Annotated in this window: 19 protein-coding genes and 2 pseudogenes; 12 read left to right on the top strand and 9 right to left on the bottom strand. The window is 67.8% G+C overall.

Features of this window, described 5'->3' with window-relative positions; all coding sequences use genetic code 11:
- Positions 1-394: 394 nt before the first annotated feature.
- Positions 395-1,018, top strand: a complete 624-nt coding sequence (locus tag AB0C46_RS22550) for a hypothetical protein (protein WP_362829806.1) — start codon at positions 395-397, stop codon at positions 1,016-1,018.
- Between the two features lie 503 nt (positions 1,019-1,521).
- Here the strand turns inward: AB0C46_RS22550 and AB0C46_RS22545 are convergent.
- From AB0C46_RS22545 to AB0C46_RS22530, 4 genes and pseudogenes are all read right to left on the bottom strand, one after another.
- Positions 1,522-1,806 carry a hypothetical protein gene (locus tag AB0C46_RS22545; RefSeq protein ID WP_362829805.1) on the bottom strand — a complete coding sequence of 95 codons (285 nt, stop codon included), beginning with the start codon at positions 1,804-1,806 and terminating at the stop codon, positions 1,522-1,524.
- Positions 1,807-1,865: 59 nt separating this feature from the next.
- Positions 1,866-2,607 (bottom strand): annotated as a pseudogene (locus tag AB0C46_RS22540) (GntR family transcriptional regulator).
- On the bottom strand, positions 2,607-2,831 hold the full coding sequence (locus AB0C46_RS22535; RefSeq protein ID WP_362829804.1) for a hypothetical protein: 225 nt from the start codon (positions 2,829-2,831) through the stop codon (positions 2,607-2,609). Before AB0C46_RS22535 ends, AB0C46_RS22540 begins: the two are co-directional and overlap by 1 nt.
- Positions 2,832-3,195: 364 nt before the next feature.
- A complete protein-coding gene (locus AB0C46_RS22530) occupies positions 3,196-3,474 on the bottom strand; it encodes a hypothetical protein (RefSeq protein WP_362829803.1) in 279 nt (92 codons plus the stop codon).
- Positions 3,475-3,553: 79 nt separating this feature from the next.
- Between AB0C46_RS22530 and AB0C46_RS22525 the strand changes: the two genes are divergently transcribed.
- From AB0C46_RS22525 to AB0C46_RS22515, 3 genes are all read left to right on the top strand, one after another.
- Positions 3,554-4,309, top strand: coding sequence for a GntR family transcriptional regulator (locus AB0C46_RS22525; protein WP_362829802.1), 756 nt, complete (start codon positions 3,554-3,556; stop codon positions 4,307-4,309).
- A gap of 221 nt (positions 4,310-4,530) precedes the next feature.
- Complete coding sequence (locus AB0C46_RS22520; RefSeq protein ID WP_362829801.1) at positions 4,531-4,719, top strand: hypothetical protein; 189 nt, start codon at positions 4,531-4,533, stop codon at positions 4,717-4,719.
- A gap of 165 nt (positions 4,720-4,884) precedes the next feature.
- The gene (locus tag AB0C46_RS22515) at positions 4,885-5,079 is read left to right on the top strand and encodes a hypothetical protein (protein ID WP_362829800.1); all 195 of its coding nucleotides are present in this window, start codon (positions 4,885-4,887) and stop codon (positions 5,077-5,079) included.
- Between the two features lie 488 nt (positions 5,080-5,567).
- Here the strand turns inward: AB0C46_RS22515 and AB0C46_RS22510 are convergent.
- Positions 5,568-5,951, bottom strand: a pseudogene (locus tag AB0C46_RS22510) (tyrosine-type recombinase/integrase); the annotation flags it as partial.
- A gap of 318 nt (positions 5,952-6,269) precedes the next feature.
- On the opposite strand from AB0C46_RS22510, the gene AB0C46_RS22505 reads away from it, so the two are divergent.
- Genes AB0C46_RS22505 through AB0C46_RS22495 form a run of 3 tightly spaced genes read left to right on the top strand, consistent with a single transcriptional unit; the run spans position 6,270 to position 8,299 of the window.
- Positions 6,270-6,587, top strand: coding sequence for a WXG100 family type VII secretion target (locus AB0C46_RS22505; RefSeq protein WP_362829799.1), 318 nt, complete (start codon positions 6,270-6,272; stop codon positions 6,585-6,587).
- Positions 6,587-7,873 (top strand): WXG100 family type VII secretion target, encoded by a 1,287-nt coding sequence (locus AB0C46_RS22500; RefSeq protein ID WP_362829798.1) that lies wholly within the window; start codon positions 6,587-6,589, stop codon positions 7,871-7,873. The genes AB0C46_RS22505 and AB0C46_RS22500 overlap by 1 nt, the downstream gene beginning before the upstream one ends.
- Positions 7,874-7,891: 18 nt before the next feature.
- Positions 7,892-8,299: a hypothetical protein gene (locus AB0C46_RS22495; RefSeq protein ID WP_362829796.1), complete on the top strand. Its 408-nt coding sequence runs from the start codon at positions 7,892-7,894 to the stop codon at positions 8,297-8,299.
- Between the two features lie 572 nt (positions 8,300-8,871).
- On the opposite strand, the gene AB0C46_RS22490 is transcribed toward AB0C46_RS22495, so the two are convergent.
- Together AB0C46_RS22490 and AB0C46_RS22485 are read right to left on the bottom strand one after the other, a co-directional pair.
- Positions 8,872-9,024 (bottom strand): hypothetical protein, encoded by a 153-nt coding sequence (locus tag AB0C46_RS22490; RefSeq protein ID WP_362829795.1) that lies wholly within the window; start codon positions 9,022-9,024, stop codon positions 8,872-8,874.
- A gap of 264 nt (positions 9,025-9,288) precedes the next feature.
- The gene (locus AB0C46_RS22485) at positions 9,289-12,696 is read right to left on the bottom strand and encodes a hypothetical protein (RefSeq protein ID WP_362829793.1); all 3,408 of its coding nucleotides are present in this window, start codon (positions 12,694-12,696) and stop codon (positions 9,289-9,291) included.
- Between the two features lie 209 nt (positions 12,697-12,905).
- Here AB0C46_RS22485 and AB0C46_RS22480 point away from each other — a divergent pair, with 209 nt between their 5' ends.
- Positions 12,906-13,070 (top strand): hypothetical protein, encoded by a 165-nt coding sequence (locus AB0C46_RS22480; protein WP_362829792.1) that lies wholly within the window; start codon positions 12,906-12,908, stop codon positions 13,068-13,070.
- 480 nt (positions 13,071-13,550) lie between these two features.
- Here the strand turns inward: AB0C46_RS22480 and AB0C46_RS22475 are convergent, their stop codons facing one another.
- Positions 13,551-14,984 (bottom strand): HAMP domain-containing sensor histidine kinase, encoded by a 1,434-nt coding sequence (locus tag AB0C46_RS22475; RefSeq protein ID WP_362829790.1) that lies wholly within the window; start codon positions 14,982-14,984, stop codon positions 13,551-13,553.
- Between the two features lies 1 nt (position 14,985).
- Positions 14,986-15,714 (bottom strand): response regulator transcription factor, encoded by a 729-nt coding sequence (locus AB0C46_RS22470; protein WP_362829788.1) that lies wholly within the window; start codon positions 15,712-15,714, stop codon positions 14,986-14,988.
- Positions 15,715-15,922: 208 nt separating this feature from the next.
- Here AB0C46_RS22470 and AB0C46_RS22465 point away from each other — a divergent pair, with 208 nt between their 5' ends.
- Genes AB0C46_RS22465 through AB0C46_RS22450 form a run of 4 tightly spaced genes read left to right on the top strand, consistent with a single transcriptional unit; the run spans position 15,923 to position 19,292 of the window.
- Positions 15,923-16,606: a DUF3159 domain-containing protein gene (locus tag AB0C46_RS22465; protein WP_362829786.1), complete on the top strand. Its 684-nt coding sequence runs from the start codon at positions 15,923-15,925 to the stop codon at positions 16,604-16,606.
- Complete coding sequence (locus AB0C46_RS22460; RefSeq protein WP_362829784.1) at positions 16,603-17,802, top strand: cytochrome P450; 1,200 nt, start codon at positions 16,603-16,605, stop codon at positions 17,800-17,802. The genes AB0C46_RS22465 and AB0C46_RS22460 overlap by 4 nt, the downstream gene beginning before the upstream one ends.
- Positions 17,803-17,853: 51 nt before the next feature.
- Positions 17,854-18,048, top strand: coding sequence for a ferredoxin (locus AB0C46_RS22455; RefSeq protein WP_362829782.1), 195 nt, complete (start codon positions 17,854-17,856; stop codon positions 18,046-18,048).
- An 8-nt stretch (positions 18,049-18,056) separates the two neighbouring features.
- A complete protein-coding gene (locus AB0C46_RS22450; protein WP_362829895.1) occupies positions 18,057-19,292 on the top strand; it encodes an FAD-dependent oxidoreductase in 1,236 nt (411 codons plus the stop codon).
- Positions 19,293-19,379 lie beyond the last annotated feature (87 nt).

The following is a 19,379-nucleotide window of genomic DNA, read 5'->3' as shown; positions in this document are numbered from 1 at the left end:
CCCCCAAGAACAGCATCATTTGTCGTGTGCGCATGCTTCATCTCAGCGCAACAGAGCCAGCCAGGCAGCAGAACGTCCATTCCGGGGCTACGCAACGCTGGCCGCGAGTTGCTTGCCGACGACGACTGGAGATTCTTCGCATAGGTCTAGTCCGGAGTCGTTTCGGATGCGTGTCGAGTTGGCGCGTGAGAAACATGCCACGCAGCTAAAAGCCCAGCTCAGAGGTCACCGATGGGCTACTCGGCAGGGTGCCTTCTAAAGTCCACGTCCGGTGTTCTGCCGTTTCGCTGCGGAAGAAGCATTCGCGCCGGGTGGCCGGATCGCTCCCTTGTCGGTACCTCGTGCACCTGTCACACAGTTCAGAGGCGGGGTGACAGGGGGAGGGGGACTCTGCATGTCTGTGGTGGGTGGTAGTCGCGAGCCGTCGGACTGGGCCGTGACGCGGTTCGGGCGACATGCCGACCGGCTCGTCGTAGCGATCCCGGATCAACTGGCCAGTGCGCACGCGCGGGCTCACGCCGTTCACCTTGAGGCGAGGCTGAAGAAGCGAAGTCCGTACGGCATGACCTTGGCTGAGGCGGCGCGCGAGAACCTGGCTGACATGGCTAGGGAGTTGGACGAAGCTGTGCGTGACGTGCGTGGGTATGAGTACGCCGTCGTCAATGGCCACGCGTTCTTTCCCTTTAAGTACGCCGACCGTCCCAAGCCGCTTGATGGTGCTCGGCTGGCCGCCAACGCATCCCCTACGCGTCGTCGAATGCTCCTGAGCCATGGGCCGCAACCACAGGAGGGCCTGTTCCCTCTCGATGACGACCTCTCGACCGAGGAGTACGAGCAGCTGCACGAGACCTTCGAGGCACTTGGCGCTTCCACGAAGCTCGTGTGCCTGTTCTTTACGGCCGATCCAGAGAACGGCATCCACGCCATCCACTGGGGAGAGGCGCACCTAGAGCCGGACCGCACCTTCACCTGGCTCTACAGCGAACAGCTCCCGGTTGTTCCCCAGCCGCTTGCGTGACAGCTCCTGGCCGGCATGGCCTGCGTTGCGTAGGCTGCCGACCGCCGACCGCCGACCGCCGGCTGCCGTCGTAACGGATTTGTGCTCCACCGGAGCTCGTCGCGAGGATCGGACGCTGGACGACTTCCTGAGTCTCACCGGCCCGCGGACCATGCGTGGACTCAAGAACGTCGTCAGGCCACTCCTCGGATGCTGAGGTCCATGCGGGCAGCGGGTTACGACATGCCAGATGCGTGCCACAACAGAGGGGCAGCCACGGTCAACGAGGGCGTCTACCGGTCCCTGCACCCCTGGAGTAGCCGGGGCCAGCCGCCCGCTACCGACCAGCAGATCCACGATCGATACCCCATCAGCATAGGGCTATGGACTAGAAGCTCGCCGTGCACCACCGCGCGAGCTCAGGCCCGCTCGCAAAAGGCAGTGGCTGCTGCGGAGGGCCGGATCGAACGGCAGAGGAGCCCCATACCCAATCTGGGGCTCCCCCGCCGTTCGATGTGTCGCTGTTAGCCGAAGGCCGCCGCCGGCAGCCGAGGCCCCTCGTCGTCTCCTTCGCACGCGGGAGGATCCGCTAGCGGCAGGCGGTGGCCGCGGCTGATCGCTACACGACGCACGTCACGCAGGGCTTCAGTCATGTCCATCGCCAGGAGCCGGACCTCGTTCGGCTCCGCCTCCCCGTCGCCGAGCACTTCGAGCGCGTGCTCCATGAGTTCGCCTGCCATTTCCAGCTGCACCGCTTCGGTGTTGTCTGCCAGGCGAGACAGATAGCTGCTGCTGTCCTCGGTGCTCAAGTAGCAAGGCTGGCCATTGGGGCCTGACCACGGGAGGAGCCGCAGCTCGTTGTGGTTCGTCATTCTCCGCACGTCCTCTCATGGGGCATGTGGTGGGTGGTGAAGAGCGCGTCTGCGCGGTCGCCGGGGAGCACCAGCAGCGCCGCCTCGACCACGCGTCCCGTGCGGTCAGTCGCCACGCGGGTGATCGCGAGAACTGCCATGGCCGAGCTGATCCGAAGGGTCGTTGCTTCCTCTGGTGTCGGAGGGCGAGCGATGACTCGTTCCTGGACCTCGGCCAGTGGAGGGCGGAGCTCTGCCAGCTTCGCCTCAACCCCCTCGTAGCAGTGCGATTCGGTGGGAACGTCGGTCGGCGACAGGTCGCGAGGTACGTAGATGCGAGCGAGGCTGTGCGGTGACTTCCCCTGGTGGCTGAGGCAGAGCAATTCGGTGAGCGGGCTCTCTGCCGACACTCTCAGCAGGTCGATGAGTTGACCGTGCGCCTGGAGGTTGGTGGTGCGAACGCTGACGCGCAACGCTGAATCGGCCGAGGGCTCCGTCCTGGGTGTGCGACCACCGCCGATGTACGTGATTCGGCGGAGGGGGGTAGCGGACGAAATTCCCCTTGCCGTGGATCTTCTCGACGAGTCCCTCACCGTGGAGCAGCGCAAGGGCGCTTCGCAGCGTCGCAGTGCTGACCGCGTAGACGGAAGCGAGCTGTGCCTCGGATGGGAGCCGTTCGCCGGCCTTGATCCGACCGGTCGAAATCTTGGTCCGAATGTCGTCTGCGATGGAATGGCGGCGAGGGGGCACAGACAGCATCACCACCTGCTCAGCATGCGTACGGCTGCGAGTCGAGTTCGGGAGTGCATGGTGAGCAGTTCGCCCGACTCGAACCGCAAGCGCTTTGCTCCGCCGGGCAGCTGGAGCAGGTCGGTGACGCGACACGAACGACCGCCGATCTGGATGACGTCGCCGCGCTGCACGCTGTCAGAGGTGACCTCAACAGGGGCGGCCGGTCCACCACCCGGTGCCCAGCCCCTCACCGGGGGCCATCCGTTCGGGTGCCACCGCCGGCCACCGTGTGGCAGGAGCAAATGCATGCCTCGTAGACCACGGGGACGTCGATCGGTGCGGTAGCGGGAGAAGAATGCGCGCACTCACCGTGCCTACCGATTCGGCAGGAACTCGAATGGTAGGGCGCGGCCTTCGGGTGGTTCACGCGAAGCTGCTGACGAGGAGGCATCAAAGGGCCTCCGCCGTCGCGAACCAGTTGTGCGCAATGCGATCGCGAGGTGTGACAGTCAGCCCGGCGGACACCGGCAATCGATGGCCCCGGTTCATGGGAACACACCGCTCATCGGTGTGCGCCACGGTATGGCGGATACGGTTGAACATGCTGATCAGCTCCTATCGCTGATGGCCAGGCCCCCGGACATCGCCCGTCACGGGGGCCGCTGTTCGTACGGCCGCCCATAAGGTGCGGCCGTTCAGGCTGTTGGCGAGGAGCCCGAATCGATCGGCCTCTGCCACCGCTTCCAAGACCTCCCGCCACGACTCGGCGGAGAGTGATTCCGGTACCTCCACTTCGATCGACGTGAGCCGGGCGCGCCGTTCCACGCGCGGGGTGAGTCCGACGGCGGACAACCGGGCTGCGATGTCTTCGGCGCTTACTTCCGAAGCAGGCACAGGGCAGCCTCCGTCGTCGAGTGATCACCTGGAGTAAGGCTAGTTAACTAGATTAGAGCTAGTGGACTAGATTTTCCATATGTCTGAGCAGCCGCCGTATCTCCGCATCGCTGACGAGCTCCGGCGCCGGATCACGGAGCAGGAGTGGACGCCGGGAGACCGGCTCCCTTCACGGGCCCAGATCGCCCAGGAGTGCGGCGTCGGTGAGAACGTGATTCGTCGCGCTCAAGAGCTACTGATTTCTCAGGGAGTGCTGGAGGGTCGTGCCGGATCCGGCACGTACGTTGCCGCCCCTCGTCAGCGCGTACGCATGGTCCGCTCCTCGGCGCGCGAGCGGCCTGACGGCTCACCGTTTCGCGCGGACATGAAGGCCGTGGGCAAGCTGGGGGATTGGGAAAGCCGGACTGAGGCGAAGGTGTCGGCGCCGGCCGAGATCGCGTCGCGCCTCGGTATCGGCGAGGGCGCCCTGTGTGTCCGCACCGTTTACGAGTTCCTCGCTGACGGTAAGCCGGTGCAGCTGTCGACGAGCTGGGAGCCGTACGACCTCACGGGCGGCACGCTCGTCGTTCTCCCGGAGGGTGGGCCGCACGCCGGGGTGGGCGTGGTGAACCGCATGGCCGAGATCGACATCACGGTCAGCCACGCTGTGGAGCAGCCGGAGCCGCGGCAAGCGGATGCCGAGGAGGCGTCGCTCCTCGGCATTCAGAAGGGCGGCTTGGTGACGCACATCCGGCGGACGTACTACAGCGACCAAGGGCGGCCCGTGGAGACGGCGGACATCGTCGTACCCGCCGCGCTCTGCGAGATCGTCTACGAGATCCCCGTCAGCTGTTAGCGGAGCCGGGTGTTCCGCTGGGGTTCAAAGGGTGGCTCACCCCATGGGCCTGCCGACCGTGAACGCTGGTGAGTGGTCCCAGGCAACTCATCCACACCCACCAACAGACTTGCAAAGCATGTGGGCGGCAGCTGCTTATTGCCTCGTCGGGCGGCACCAGTCTGCGTACGGTCATGCGTTGGGGGACGGCGGAACGGGCCGTACCGGAAGGTAGGAGGACCGTGAGTAGGAGACGCTACGTTGCCAGGGGTGTACCGGGTGGCTATCGGATCTGGGACAACCGGGGACGTCGCTGGTGGGGCGACTTCTACGAGTTGTGCCCTGACGATCTCCTTGCCGAGCTCAACGGCCAGGGGAACCAGGCGCGGATCACTGCTCTCATGAAGCGCTACAGAGCTCAGAAGCGGTAGGTGCCGCCGAGTAGTGGATGGGGGCAGGGCGTACCACAAGCGCACTAGATCAAGCAGGGAACAGCGGGGCAGCACGGTCAGCCGAGCCCGACGAAGCCGCAGCTCCGCAAGCGAGAGAGCTTGGGAGCCTGCTCCTGCCCTGGGACTGTCACCTACCCTCGGCGCATGGATCACGTGGAGAACGGCCGGCTGTCGGACGATGAGTTCAACGAGTTCCTCAGCTTCTTGAAGAGGTTCTGTGCCCATGATCTGGATCAGTGGGAGGCGTGGCAGACCGCCACTCCGTCCGGTCCGGTCTACGTCAACATGACCAGGAGCCTTTCGCCGGAAACCGACCCGAGCGCCTTCCGCTCGATCTGAACGGCGACGTGTATGCCCACACAGCTTCCAGAGTGTCCGCGCTGCGATCAGGACTGGGTTCATCCCTACCGGTTCAAGGACGACGGGTCTACGTTCTCCCTGTGCACTGAATGTGACTCCGTCTGGTGGCCGCATGAGGCCCTGGAGATCTCCAACGCACGCTTCCTTGATGACCTAGTGGCTGCGCGGCTTGGGGCGAGCGGAAACCCCTGGTCAACTCGTGAGTGGGCCGATGTCATCGAGCCAGTCGGGGAAGGTCGCTGACATCCACGGCTGACATCAACGTCGGCGAACAGTGCCAGTGCTGAGCGACCCCGGACGGTCCTACTGGTCGCCAGGGCAGAGGCTGTGACTGCACCCGGGCCGAACTTGTAAAGCGAAGGTCGTCGGTTCGAATCCGACAGGGGGCTCTGAGAGTGACCTGCGTCAACGCCCCCGCGATCATGGATTGCGGGGGCGTTGACGGCAGGAGCTGACGGCAGTCCCGTCTAACGGCGCCGCTTGAGCAGCCGGTCCATGTGGCTCATGGCCTCCCGGCGGGTGTCATCGCTGACGTGTGTATGGACGTTCATGGTGACCGCAATCTGCGAGTGCCCCAGGATCTCCATGACGGTGCGGGGCGCAACGCCGGCCGCGAACAGCAGGGACGCACACCCGTGCCGGGTGTCGTGCAGGCGGACCGGCGGCAGACCCACGGACGCTGAAATCCGCTGGAAGGACCGGTACAGATTCCGCGGCTCGATGGGGCGGCCGCTGCGGGTGGTGGACACAAGGCCGCTGCCGTGCCACTCCGCGCCAAGCGCGGACCGCTGTCCGGCCTGCCGCAGGCGCTGCCACCGGAGTGGAGCCACGCACATGAGGGGAACCGCAACCATGGCGGCGCCAGCCGAACAGCAGTGCCGCCCGCGTCGCTAGCTGCCCAACACGCCGCTGCACGACCGCAGCTCCACTGCGATTGTGCAGCGAGAGGGCGGACGTGCGCTTGGTGAATCGCCCCCTGCCGCACTCCGACTGATAGGGGCGCAGCCTTGCCCTGGGCCCCACCAGCCGGGCGGTGCTGCACCGTGGCTGAAATGGGCTCCCACCAGGGCGATTGTCAGTGCTGTATGCGAGGGTCGCCATCAGTGAGCCGAAGCATTGTCGGCGGCTCGCGACGCGTTACGAGTACACGGCCGAGGGGGAGGCACGGCATGGCTGGCGACGGCTTTGACATAGACACCGACCAACTCAAGTCCGCCGCTCCGACGTTCCATCGAGAGTCTGTTGCCCTGGAACGGGCGACGGCCAAGCTTCGTCACACGCTCGGCGGGCTGGGGGAGCCGTGGGGCGGTGACGAGCAGGGCAGGAAGTTCGAGCACGCCTACGCCCCACACCGGGCGCAGATCGAGAAGGCAGCCGCGGCCCTGGTCAAGGGCCTGTCCAGCATTACCAAGGCCATGAACGACATGGCCGCCAACCACGAAGACGCTGACCACTCGGCCAAGTCCGGCTTTGAGGGCGGTAAGTGATGGGTGCTGGCGACAAGGCCAAGGAGATCGTTCAGGACCTGACGGGTATGTGGTGGCCGGAGGGCGACGAGGACGAACTCCGGGAGGCCGCCCGCGCTTGGCGTACGTATGCGGACGATGTCGAGGACTGTACGGCCGCCTGCCACAAGAAGGCCCAGGACGTCATCGATACCAATAAGGGCAAGTCGATCGAGGCGTTCGGGGGGTTCTGGCGCAAGTACCACGGTGGCGGCAAGGGCTACCTCGACGACGTGGCCAGCGCCGCCCGCGACATGGCCAAGGCCCTGGACAAGTACGCCGACCAGGTCGCCGAGGCGAAGAAGAAGATCGAGCACGAGCTGGAGATCGCCGGTGCGGTCCTGGTCGTCGGTACGGCCCTGGCCGTCTTCACCGGCGGCATCACCGAGCTCGCGGCAGTCGGCGCCACCGAGGCGATCGTCGCCGCAGCGAGTACGGCGGGCATCGCCGTATCCGCCACCGTCGCCGAGATCGCCGGAACTGTCCTCGCTACTGCTGCCATCGGCGGCATCGAAGCCATCACCGTGGACGTGGTCGTTGCCCAGGGCGGTCGCAACCTCCTCGGCGACCAACACGGCATTAACCTTGCCGAGGCCAGAGACGCTGGGGTCACCGGCGTCTTGTTGGGTGGTGCCTTCGGTGGCGCGGCCCGCACTGCCAAGGCTGTTGGAGACGCCGGCGGCTTCAAGGCGGTTCTTGCGGATACAAAGCTCGACGGTTTCCGTCTTCGCCCAGCGATCGACCAGATGGGCAAGCGGCGTACGTGGCAGCTCTATCACTCCGAAAAATCGGAGGCGATGGCGCCTCCGGCCACAGCGGGCGATGACGTACTGCCGTCCGGCCATCCGATCTACCACGGCAAGCAGACGACAACCATTGGCTACGATCCACGCACTCTGTCGAATTTGGAACGGGTGAGACGTGTTGATGGTGTCCACGACGTTGTCGTGCACGGCACGCCCGACAACGTCTTCATCGCAGGACACGTCAATCCAGCAGGTGTAGCGAAGACCACCTACGAGATTAGCCCTCACCAGGTAGTGGAAAGCATTCGCAACAATCCGAACTACACGGGTGGGCCTATTCGCTTGGTATCCTGCCACTCGGGAGCGGGAGCGGAGCCGCTGGCGCAGTCGGTGGCAAATGAAATGGGAGCCCCTGTCTACGCGCCAACCAATCGCATGGGAGTGGATCGCAAGCTGGGAATCCAGGAACCTGTCATCGACAAGGGCGGATACTGGCGAATATTCCTTCCCATCACCGACTGACGCCCACAACTGCGAGGAATGATGATTCGCCGAGTAGGTTTCTTTACCGAAGGCAACGAGGATGGTGACCCCGCTGTCTACAGCGAGTCTCTGTCCCAAGCCGTGAATGGCCCGCCAGCACCTGATGAAGAGCGAATTCTCTCCTACCTCAAAGGCGGTGAGGAGATCTTCAGCACCATGGGGGCTGAGCGTGATGTCATCTCCGGAGACGAGTGGGTCGGTGGTGCCGGGTCACTGGTGACAGATGGTGAATGGGTCTGGCCTGTTGATCTTGTCCACTACCTTTCGCGTTACCACATTGCCCTTCCAGTCGATTTCCTCGAACATGTTCGGAAATCGGAGTATCGGGCTCCGGCCGTATCTGACGAGCATGCACGAGAAATCATGGCCGAACTGTTCCCTAAGCGCCCTTCGCCTTGGGGCTAATGCGATGTCGGGGTGTTCTTGCGTACATGGAAGTGGATACGGATCGGGCGAAACCCCGGCCCGAGAACAAGGCATCGCGGCCCCGCGGATCGGCGTCGACGGCAGCCGGTTCGATCGTGGGGTCACTTCCGTGGTTCGGGTATACCGTCGACGGCTCCTTCGCCACCATGCCTGCAGTGATCGCTCGAATGACGGCAGCAGCCTGGGAGCCATTTGGGGAGCCGACTTGCTCCCGGATCGCCTTCCACACCACCCGAGACCCATCGAGCGCATGTCCCTGACCAGGGCAAAGATACGGCTTCGAGTGCTACGGCTGGGTTGCGCAGGCCGTCGGATACACCCACTGCCAACGGCAGGCTGGGGACCTTCCTTTGCCGTCCCCTCTGACCTGGCTTCTGTCCCGCGCCGACAAGATCGCGACTGCCCGCCAGCGGCAGATTCAGTCCTGAGATGCTTGAGAGGGAACGTCAACGGGTCCGCGAGTACGGGCGTCGCTTCGTCAAGGAGTATTCCGACGCATATGTCGACAGTGAGGCGCTGCCGGCGCACCGGCGACGCCTCGGTGAGCTGACCTATGAGGAGTTCACCCGCGCGCCGGTGGGTGCGCCAACGCCGACGAGCGAGAGCGCGAGCATGATCTGCGAGTGTCCCAGGAGCTGACCCACCTCCTGGGACAGCTCAGTGTCGGCGAGCTCATGCCCCGAGAAGATCGGCTGGGCGCTCATGCGGTCGGGAACGCGACTGTGGGGCGAACACGACGGCGCAAGCAAGGGTCCGTACGGGCTGCGTCCTCGTATCGGCTCGAACGTCGCAGACGCTGAAGCCCAGCCCCCGGCAATCTGTCGCGAGCTGCCAGCAAGGGATGGCTCTGGGAGCCATTTGGGAGCCGACCTGCGAACCAGCGACGGAGTCGGCACCGGCGAGTTCCTCAGGCGTTGTCCCCCAGCGACCTATCGGCCCCAAGCCATGACCAGCCACCTGACAAGGCCCTACCAGTCCCAGGACCAGGGGGCGGAAGGACGGCCATCAGTCTCCAGTCCGTACGGTGAGAGCGAGTCGACAGAGAGACCCCCCGCAGCCCGGGCCCGCCGGGCGAAGTCTTCGGCCTGGGGGGAGCCGGCCTTCCGGAGGGCTGACAGGAGGGCCTCGCAGGCGGACGTGCCCCAGTCCAGGTCGACCTGCGTTGCCGGTTCACGTAGCAGCAGATCCTGAATCGCGTCGTGCGCTCCGGCCTCCATGAGCGCTTCCAGGAGGTTGGCAACACTGTTGATGTGTCCGAGGCTCGCGCCCGTGGCGGCACGCCGGATAAGGACGTCGCTCGCGCTGGACAGCCCTGCGGCGGTCATGGCCTTCAACAGATGGGCGATGCCCATGGTGTTGCCCAGGTCGATGCCAGCGGCGGCACGGTCGGCGAAGGCGTGGGCGGCTTCTGCGCACCCGATGGCGTCGCTGACTTCCACAAGCATCGCATGCGCATCAGGTTCCCGGGAGAAGCCGACGTCGGCTCGGTCAGCCAGGCCCTGGTCGAGCAACTTCCGTACCGCGTCCGGCGCATGCGCCGTGTGGCAGTACCACGCGAGGAGGCTGACCTCGTCCAACTCCGTGCTGTCGGTTTCGGTAACGTGATGCAGAGCTAGCCGTCGCGCGGCCTCCTGGGCGCCGACCTCTGACAGGGCGAGCACGGATAGGAGGCCGTTTCCCGTCCCCGTCTCCGCCATGGAGCGCGTCACGAGGCAGTCGACGGCACGCCCAGCACCGACTGCCAGCAGGACTTCGGCGACTTCCTTGATGAAATCGAATACACGGAGATCCACATCGTCGACGAGCTGCTTCGCTAGGGCCTCGAACAGCTCAGTGGCTCCAGCGCTCCGCAGAGCAGTGAGCAGAGGCCGAATCTCCTGCGGATCGTCGTACCAGACCTGCCCGACCAGGTCCCGCCGCAGCAGGGTCGACAGGGCCTCCTCGTTGCCAGCAGAGCGCAGCAGTTCCAGGAGCGTGGTGACGATACCCGGATCATCCACGCTCATGGCGGCCGCGGCGCGGTCGGCCAGAACGGCGAACTCGCTCATGGCCTTCGCCTCCTGGAAGGCGGCGAGCAGTCCGCAGACAGCGCTCTCCAAGTAGTCCGGGCCCGGCACAAGGTCCACATGCCGGGCCGGTGCACGGTTCAACAACGTCCGAACGGAGTCATCAGCCCCGGCGGCACGTAGAACTTCAAGTAGACACAAGACGGTTGCGGCATCATTGAGTCTGACCCGGATCGCTGGATCGAGGGCGATCAAGGAGTGCACGGCTCCCTTGACCCCGGTGCGCCACAGCACCGCCATCAGAGACGGCAGTTTATTGGGGTCAATGCGGGGAGCCTCAGCGACGATGCGAGTGGCGAAAGCCTCCAGGATGTCGTAGGTGTCGGCCGCGTCCAGGGATCGGATCAGGGCAGCGGCAGCCCGCGTGTCCGCCGGGTCGAGATCATCGGCCGTACGTTGCGCCAACGACCGGAAGACACCCTCCGTAGATACTCGCCGGAGGTCGGGGAGCGCGAGGGCAAGAGCACCGGGGCAAAGCTGATCGACATGGCACATGAGGGAGCTAAGGAGAGCCTGGATAACCTCGGGAGAGACGCCCTTGTCTGACAGGTGCATGGCCAATGATCCGACGGCCTTGGCATCCGCCGGGTCGGTCCGAACGATGAGCCGGCGGGCGAGCGTGTCGATGGCCTCTTGGGCCTCTGCTGCGCTCAGCTTGTCGAAGAGCTGGTCCACATGCTGAGCCTGGGACAGGCAAATCTGTGCCGTTGCCCAGTGGGCGATCCGGCTGGCGTCCGGGTGCGTTGCAGTGCGTTCGAGAATGCGGATCAGGGCTTTGCCGCTGCCCGCAATCGCGGCCCTGCGGTCCAGGTCGACGGCGTACCGGAACAGCCCCCGCTTCCAGGCGGCGTCCTGCAGCCGTTCGAGATCCGCGATGTTCGTGGTGTGCCGGCAGAGAGCTTCCCAAAGTGCCGCCGAACCGGCCTCGTCAGCGCGGACGCTAGGGATGTGCTGGCGGAGGTAGTCCGTGGGTTCGTACAGAGGTGGGGCCCCCGCAGTGTCCCGTCGGGCCCTTAGCGGGGCAAGCGTGCAACGGATGTCGGCGCGTGTGCCGTCGGGCCGTTCACCGCTCGTCAGCGCGTCAAGGACAGGTGTCGCCCAGTCCTTGCGCGCCGCCCTGTGGTGCGGGGCTAGTGAGCCGTCGGCGGCCTCCGCCAAGAGGACCGTGGGCAGCGGTGAGGTGTGGCCGAGGCGGTGGGCATCGAGCGCGGCGGTGATCAACGCATGTTCATGCCGGGTGAAGTGGTCTTTGGGGCCGCTCAGATAGGCGTCGAGCAGTTCCGGGCCGCCGCTGAGGTGCTGCACTATGCGTCCGTCCAGCGCTCCCGCCTGCTCGGCGTATTCCAGGCGGTCATCCCCGTGGTGCACGGCGAGCTCCCGCCACTGGGTCCGCTCCTCGTGAGACAGCTCGGCTGGCACGCGGATCCGGTGTGTGTGGGCGCCGATGAGCAGGGCCCGTGCATGCGGATAGGGGTCCCGGGGCTTTCCTTGCGCGGTCAGCTCGTTCCAGTACGGGTTCTGCCACAGGGTGGCGACGGCTGCCACTCCCTGTTGCCGGTCGAGGAACAGTCGAAGCTCGGCTGCTGCCTGCTCTCCCTCGCTGCCGTACAGGATCCTCTGGAACTCGTTCAACCACAGGACGGTTCCGGGGCGTACTGTCCCGTCGGTCATCAGGGACAGCAGGTCCCGTGCGGTCGAGGGTCTCAACAGCGGGCGGTCGGGGGCCAGTTCACTGACTGCCTCGTACAAGGCCCGCGTCTTTCCAGTCGAGGACTCCCCGGTCAGCACCAGGAGGGCTGAAGGGCCACCAGTGATGGCTTCCCTGAGTCGGTCCCGCAGCACATCGTCCAGCTCACGGAGCAGGTACGGAGACAGGGTGGGCAGCGTCCGGTCCTGAGGTGTGGGCAATGACGCGGCATGCACCTCCAGTTGCTCAGCCGTCAGACGCGACACCGTTTCGGCAGCGCCCGCCTGTTCCTCCAGCGGCGTGCGGCGCTCGCGCACCTTCTCGTCGCGCGCCTTCTCTAACAGGTGCCGAAGTTCGCGTCCTGGCGTCGGCTCCCGTGCCCAACTGGCCCAAAGGGTGGCCAGGGCCATGACTTTGTCGTCGCTGGCCGACTGGGGCAGCTTGAACGCGGCCGCGTCCCGAGGCGCCCAGTCGCTGATCCGTTTCCGGGAGAACGCCCGCGCGCCGGGAAGAGTGGACGACGCCTTGAGTGCTAACTCCACCTCGGCCTGGCTGAAGGCTAGCCCCTGAGCCTTCCGGCGCGCCTCGGCACGCGCGCGCAATCCGCGCAGGATCTCCCACACGCGCTGTTCCGTCGGCCCCATCCGTGTGCGTCCTCCCCCTGCCCGCGCCGCCCGTAACGGGCGCTTCGGGCACGTCCCGCAGTGGCGTTGACCAGCAGGATAATCCGCCGGTTACCCGGTACGCCCGCATGCCGGGGGTTGCGTGAGCACGCGGAGTCAGGGTGTTCCCTCCGCACCGGACAACCCGCCTCTCAGATCAGGAGTGTCGCATGTGCCGCAACCATGAGAAGCCCGAACCCGACCGTGCGACGGACCTGGAGGAGGACACATCCCCGCCACTGTGGCAGGAGGCCCGGCGCCGGGTCGTACTCGGGGCGGCAGGAGTGGCCGCTCCGGCGCTGCTGGCCCTCCTTGAGTGGTGGTCCAGGCGCTAGGTTCAGCAGGAGGCGGTCGCGGCGCCCTGCGCCGCCGCGGCCATAGGAACACAACTTCAGAAGTCCCGGATGGCGCCGCACGCCGTCTGCCAATGCCGCTCCGGAAAGGTTGATCGCCCGGACGGCATTGCGCAGTATGTCCCAGAAACCTTGCGGGGTACGCGCGAGGGTCTCGGTGTGTCGGCGATGCGCTACGCGCCGATCACGCCACCCGCTCCTGGGTGCGTTGGTGAGACCCGCCATATGGTCGCTCACGCCCTGCTCAGGCTGAGCTCAGTCGTGCCGCGAGGTAATCGACGCAATCGCCTGGAAGTTCCAGACCGGGTCCACCAAAATCCATCTGGCCTCAGACAGCCGCTGCCGACCCCTGGCCCTAAGAAGCCCTGGGCCGGTGAATGGCCTGGGGCTTCAGGCGTCTACGGGTGACCCATCGGCGGGAAGGCCGGAGGCCGGGGCAACCAAGCCCGCCCGGCCGGTTGTTCAACGTGCCGCAGGCAGCGCCACGGTGAAGGTGCTGCCCTTGCCAAGGGTGGTGTGGACGGTTGCGGTGCCGCCGTGGGCCTCGGCGATGGACTTGACGATGCTCAGGCCGAGGCCGGTGCCGCCGCTGGCCGGGTCGCGGGACTCGTCGCCGCGGTAGAAGCGCTCGAAGATCCGCTCGGCCGTCGCGGGGGGCATACCGGGGCCCTGGTCGGTGACCGCCAGCTCCACGGTGCCGTCGGGCAGCGAGCGTGCCGTCACGGATACCGGGGTGTCCGGCGGGGTGTGGCGCAGTGCGTTGCTCAGGAGGTTCTGCAGGACCTGGCGCAGCCGGTCCTCGTCGCCGCAGGCGGACACCTCGCCCGGCACCTCGACGGTGATCGGCCTGCCGGGGGCGACGACGCAGGCATCGGTGACGGCGTCGTCGGCGAGCGCGCCGAGATTCACCGGCGCCTGCGCGATCGGGCGGCCCTGGTCGAGCCGGGCGAGCAGCAGCAGCTCCTCGACCATGGTGTGCATCCGGGCGGCCTCGCCCTCGATGCGCAGCATCGCGCGCTCGATGAGGGCGGGGTCCTGGGCCAGGCCGTGCAGATGGAGCTGGGCCCAGCCCCTGATGGTGGTCAGCGGAGTGCGCAGCTCATGGGAGGCGTTGGCCACGAACTGCCGGAGCTGCTCCTCGGACCGCTGCCGTTCGTCGAAGGCCCGGTTGAGGGCGGTGCCGACCTCTCCCACCTCGGAGTGGCGCCGGGCGACCTCGATGCGCTGGTCGAGGTCGCCGTCGGCGATCGCGGTCGCGGTCGCGGCCATGTCCCGCAACGGGCGCAGGCCCACGCGCAGTACCCCGCGGCTGAGCAGCACGATGCCCCCGAGCACGGCCAGGGTGGCGGCGGCGTCGGCTCCGATCAGCCAGTACACGACGTCTTCGGCCGGCTGGAGGCTCTTGGCGACCACCACCCTGTTGAACTTCTGTGGCGGTGCGCCCGGGGTGGGCCGGACCGTGGCGGTGTGGCCGAGGGGGAAGCTCAGGGTGCGGTACCGGGGGACGGGCGTTTCCTGGGCGGAGAGGGTGACGATGTGCGCGGCGAAGCCGTCGGGGAGCGGGGTCGGCAGGTCGGGACGGGAGCGGGCCTGCCCGTCGAGGTCCCGGGCCGGGGTCTGGGCAACCACCCGGCCCTGCTCGTCGACCAGCGCGATGTAGGCGCCGTCGGGAATCAGGGAGTTGAGGTTGTCCTCATCGATCGGGGCGCGCCGGCTGTGCACCCGGTGCTGAACGGTCTCCCGGGTCTTGGTGAGGGTGGTATCGGCGACATCGACGAGGTTGAGCCGCAGCCCGATCAGCGACACCGCGTTGACGGCCACCATGCCCACGGCTGCCAGCAGGACGACCCCCACCATCAGGCGGGCCCGCAGGGAGCCGCGCCAGGCGCCGGCCATCTCACCCGCCTTCGGGGAGGCGCAGGCTGTAGCCGAAGCCGCGCATCGTGTGGATCAGGGCGGGCGCGTGGGCGTCGACCTTCGCCCGGAGCCGGGACACCAGCTTCTCGACGACGCCCTCGCCGAAGTGGTGCTGCCACACGTGGTCCATGATCTGTTCCTTCGACATCACCTGGTCGGCGTTGATCAGCAAGTAGCGCAGCAGCTTGTACTCGGTCGGTGACAGCGCGATCATCCGGTCCCCGCGACGGACCCGTCTGCTGCGCTCGTCCACGGTCAGATCGGCGAAGCACAGCAGCGGGCCGGGCTCCGCGGCCCGGCCGGCCCGCCGCAGCAGGGCGTGCACCCTGGCCAGGAGTTCGGGAAGGCTGAAGGGCTTGGTGAGGTAGTCGTCCGCGCCCATCGCGAAGCCCGTCACCCGGTCCTCGACGGAGTCCCGCGCGGTCAGGAACAGCACCGGCAGCCGCGCCCCGCTCTCCACCAGCCTCCGGCAGACGGTGAACCCGTCCAGGTCGGGCAGCAGGACGTCCAGCACCAGCAGATCCGGGGGCTCTTCCGCGTAGGAGCGCAGGGCCTCGCCGCCGCAGCCGGCGGTCGCGACCTCGTACCCCGCGAGGCTCAGCGTGGTCTCCAGCAGTTCCGCCATCCGCGGGTCGTCGTCCACGACGAGCAGCCGCTGCCCGCTTCCTCGGGGCAGCGGTGCGCCACTCGTGGGCGAGGCGGAATGCATGGCAGGCACCAATCGCGTCATGGAGTCTGCGACGACAACGTGCCGGCCCGTCCGCCGGTTCCCCCGGCGGGATGAGCGGCGAAGGCGTCCACGGGCCCCGGCTGTCAGGCAATGGTCAGGTTGCCGACCGGGGCCGGTCAACGGCACCCGATTGTCTGGAGCCACGACACCGGAACGACCACCGTCCGCCGAGACGTCTGGAGACCCCGTGGACCCTGCCGCACACCATGAAGCCGGCGGTGCGGACGCCGTCCCCGCCGCCGTCCGGAACCGGCTGCGCAGCACCGTGATCGACGTGACGCCCGTCTTCGGATTCACCGTGACGTTCGCCCTCACCCACCGGCTCGGCGTCGCGCTGACGCTCGCCCTCACCACCGGCGCCGGGGTCTTTATCCACCGGCTGGTGCGCAAGGAGCCCGTGCGGCAGGCGCTCGGCGTGCTCGCCCTGGTCTGCGTCCAGGGCGTATTGGCTGGGCGCACCGGAGAGGCCACCAACTTCTTCCTTCCACACCTCGTGGTGCACGGGGTGATGGCCGTGGTGACGCCGGTGCTGCTGTTGCTCGGCTGGCCGCCGCTGGGCGTGCTGGTGGGGCTGGCCACGGGGGAGCGGACCGCGTGGCGCCGCTGCACGGTGCGCCGCCGGGCCTTCATCAAAGGCAGCCTGGTCCTCTACGCCGGCAATCTCCTGATGCTGTCGGTCCAGCTCCCGTTGTTCCTGTCCGGACAGGCCGTCGCCCTCGGCTCGGTCGATGTCTTCGGACCTGTCGTCTTCGCGCTCGGCGCACTCGTGGGGTGGCGCGTCTACCGGCGCTCCGTCGGTACCCACCGCTGCCACGCCCCCGTCACCACGAGCGACGACCAGTCACACCCCTTGGAAAGGACCGTTCGATGACCGGTACACAGCCCACCACCAGGTCCCAGCCCACGGAACGGACCTGCCCCTTCAGTCCGCCGGAGGGATACCGGACGCTGCGGGAGGAGGACCCGATCACCCCGGTGACCTTCCCGGACGGTGCGAAGGGCTGGCTGGTCTCCCGGTACGCGGACGTGCGGGCCGTGCTTGCCGACCCCCGGTTCGGCGCCAACCGCCGACGGGTCCGGCCCGGTGACCCCGCGCCGGCCGACGCACCGCCGCCGCCGCCCCCGCCGGGCATGTTCATCATGATGGACCCCCCTGAGCACACCCGGTTCCGGCGGCTGCTCACCGGCCAGTTCACGGTGCGCCGGATGCAGAAGCTGGCTCCGGCGGTCGAGCGGATCGTCGCCGAGCAGCTGGAAGCGATGGCGGGCGCCGAGGGCCAGGTCGACCTCCTCCAGGCCTTCGCCCTGCCCATCCCGTCGCTGGTGATCTGTGAGCTGCTGGGGGTGCCGTACGCGGACCGGGAGGAATTCCAGGAGAACTCCGCCATGCTGCTCCGGCTCGACGCGAGCCACGAAGAAGTCCAGCAGGCCCACATGGCGATGAACCAGTACATCCACCGACTGGCCGCCGCCAAACGCGCCCACCCCACCGACGACATCCTCAGTGGGCTGGTGCAGTCCGGACGTCTCACCGACGAAGAGCTGGCCGGTGTCGGCTCGTTGCTGCTGATCGCCGGGCACGAGACCACCGCGAACATGATCGCGCTCGGGACCATGTGCCTGCTGGGCCACCCCCAGCAGCTGGCGGCGCTGCGCGCCGACCCCGCCCTCATGGACAGCGCCGTCGAGGAGCTGCTGCGGTACCTGACGATCATCCAGTACGGGCTGCGCCGGGTCGCCTTGGAGGACGTGGAAATGGACGGCCATCGCATCGAGGCCGGCGCCACGGTGCTCGCCTCCCTGTCCTCGGGGAACCGGGACGCGACGCAGTTCTCCGGCGACCCCGACGCGTTGGACGTACACCGGCCCTACAGCCCGCACCTCGCGTTCGGGCACGGCGTCCACCAGTGCATCGGGCAGCAGTTGGCCCGGGTGGAGATGAAGGCCGCGCTGTCCGCCCTCTTCGCGCGGTTCCCCTCCCTCCGGCTGGCGGTACCGGCCGACCAGGTGCCGATGCGCGACGACATGCTCATCTACGGCGTCCACGAACTGCCCGTGACCTGGTAGCCGGCCCGGCTGCCGAACGTCACCGAAGCCCACAGGAGAAGGGGAATTCCGATGAAGGTCATCATTGACGAGGACAAGTGCGTCGGCGCGGGGCAGTGCGTACTGGCCGCCGCCGAGGTCTTCGACCAGCGTGACGAGGACGGCATCGTCGTGCTGCTCGACGCCGTCCCGCCGGACGCCCAGCGCGCCCCGGTCGAGGAAGCCGCCGCCCGCTGCCCGGCGCTGGCCATCGAGGTGCTGCCGTAGTGCCTGCCATGGACCGGATCGTCCTGGTGGGCGCGTCGGCCGCGGGGCTCACCGCGGCCGACGCCCTCCGGCGCGAAGGCTTCACCGGGTCGCTGACCCTGGTCGGTGACGAACTGTGGGCGCCGTACGACCGGCCGCCGCTGTCCAAGCAGGTGCTGGCCGGTGGCTGGGAGCCGGAGCGGACCGTGCTGCGCCAGGAGCCGGACCTCCGGCGCCTGAAGCTGGATCTCCGGCTGGGCTGCCGGGCGACCGGGCTGGACCCGGCGGCGCGCACCGTCACCCTGGCCGACGGGGACCGGCTGCGCTACGACGGTGTGCTCCTCGCCACCGGGCTGCGGCCCCGCCGGCTGCCCTTCGGCCATGACCTGGCCGGTGTGCATGTGCTGCGCACGCTCGACGACGCCCTGACGCTGCGGGCGCAGTTGGGGGCCGGCCCCCGGGTCGTGGTGATCGGTGCCGGCTTCCTCGGCAGCGAGATCGCCGCCACCGCGCGGGGCCTCGGCCTGGACGTCGCGCTCGTCGACACCGAGCCCACCCCGCTGGCCCGCCAGGTCGGCACCTGGGTGGGCGGGCTGGTGGCGGACCTGCACCGGGACCACGGGGTCCGGCTGTACACGGGGCGCGGTGTCACCGGCGTGACCGGCGCGCGCGGCCGGGTGACCACCGTGACGCTCGACGACGGCACCCGGCTCCCCGCCGACGTGGTCGTGGTCGCGATCGGCTCGGTGCCGGCCGTCGGCTGGCTGGCCGGCTCCGGCCTCCCCCTGGAGGACGGGGTGCGCTGCGACAGCCACTGCCGGGCGGCGCCCGGGGTGTACGCGGCAGGAGACGTGGCCAACTGGCCGGACCCGGCCACCGGCGGCCGCGTCCGTCTCGAACAGCGCATGAACGCCACCGAACAGTCCCGCACCGCCGCCAGGAACCTCCTCGCCGCCCCCGGGGACGCCGTGCCCTACACACCGGTCCCGTTCGGCTGGACCGATCAGTACGACGCCAAGATCCAGTTCCATGGCCGGTGTCCCGCCGACGCCCAGGTGGAATGCGTCGACGGCGATCCAGGGGCACGCACCTTTGTCGCGCTCTACCGGCTCCACGGCCGCGTGGTGGGCGCGCTCGGCTGGAACAGCGCCCGCGCGCTGCGGGAGTACCGCGGTTCTATCGGGTCGGGTGGCTTGGGTGGTTCGGCTGGCTCGGCTGGCTCGGCTGCCACGGCTGGCACGGGCGGCACGGTGAAGGTCGGGTAGGGCGTCGGTCCGGTCGATCCGGTCGGTCCGGTCGGACCGGCGTGGCTCGGTATGGGCGCGAGGGCCGCTGGCTGGGGAGCCGGTAAC

Source organism: Streptomyces sp. NPDC048637 (genome assembly GCF_040650675.1).
Classification (GTDB): Bacteria; Actinomycetota; Actinomycetes; order Streptomycetales; family Streptomycetaceae; genus Streptomyces.
This window is presented reverse-complemented; position numbering and strand designations above follow the sequence as displayed.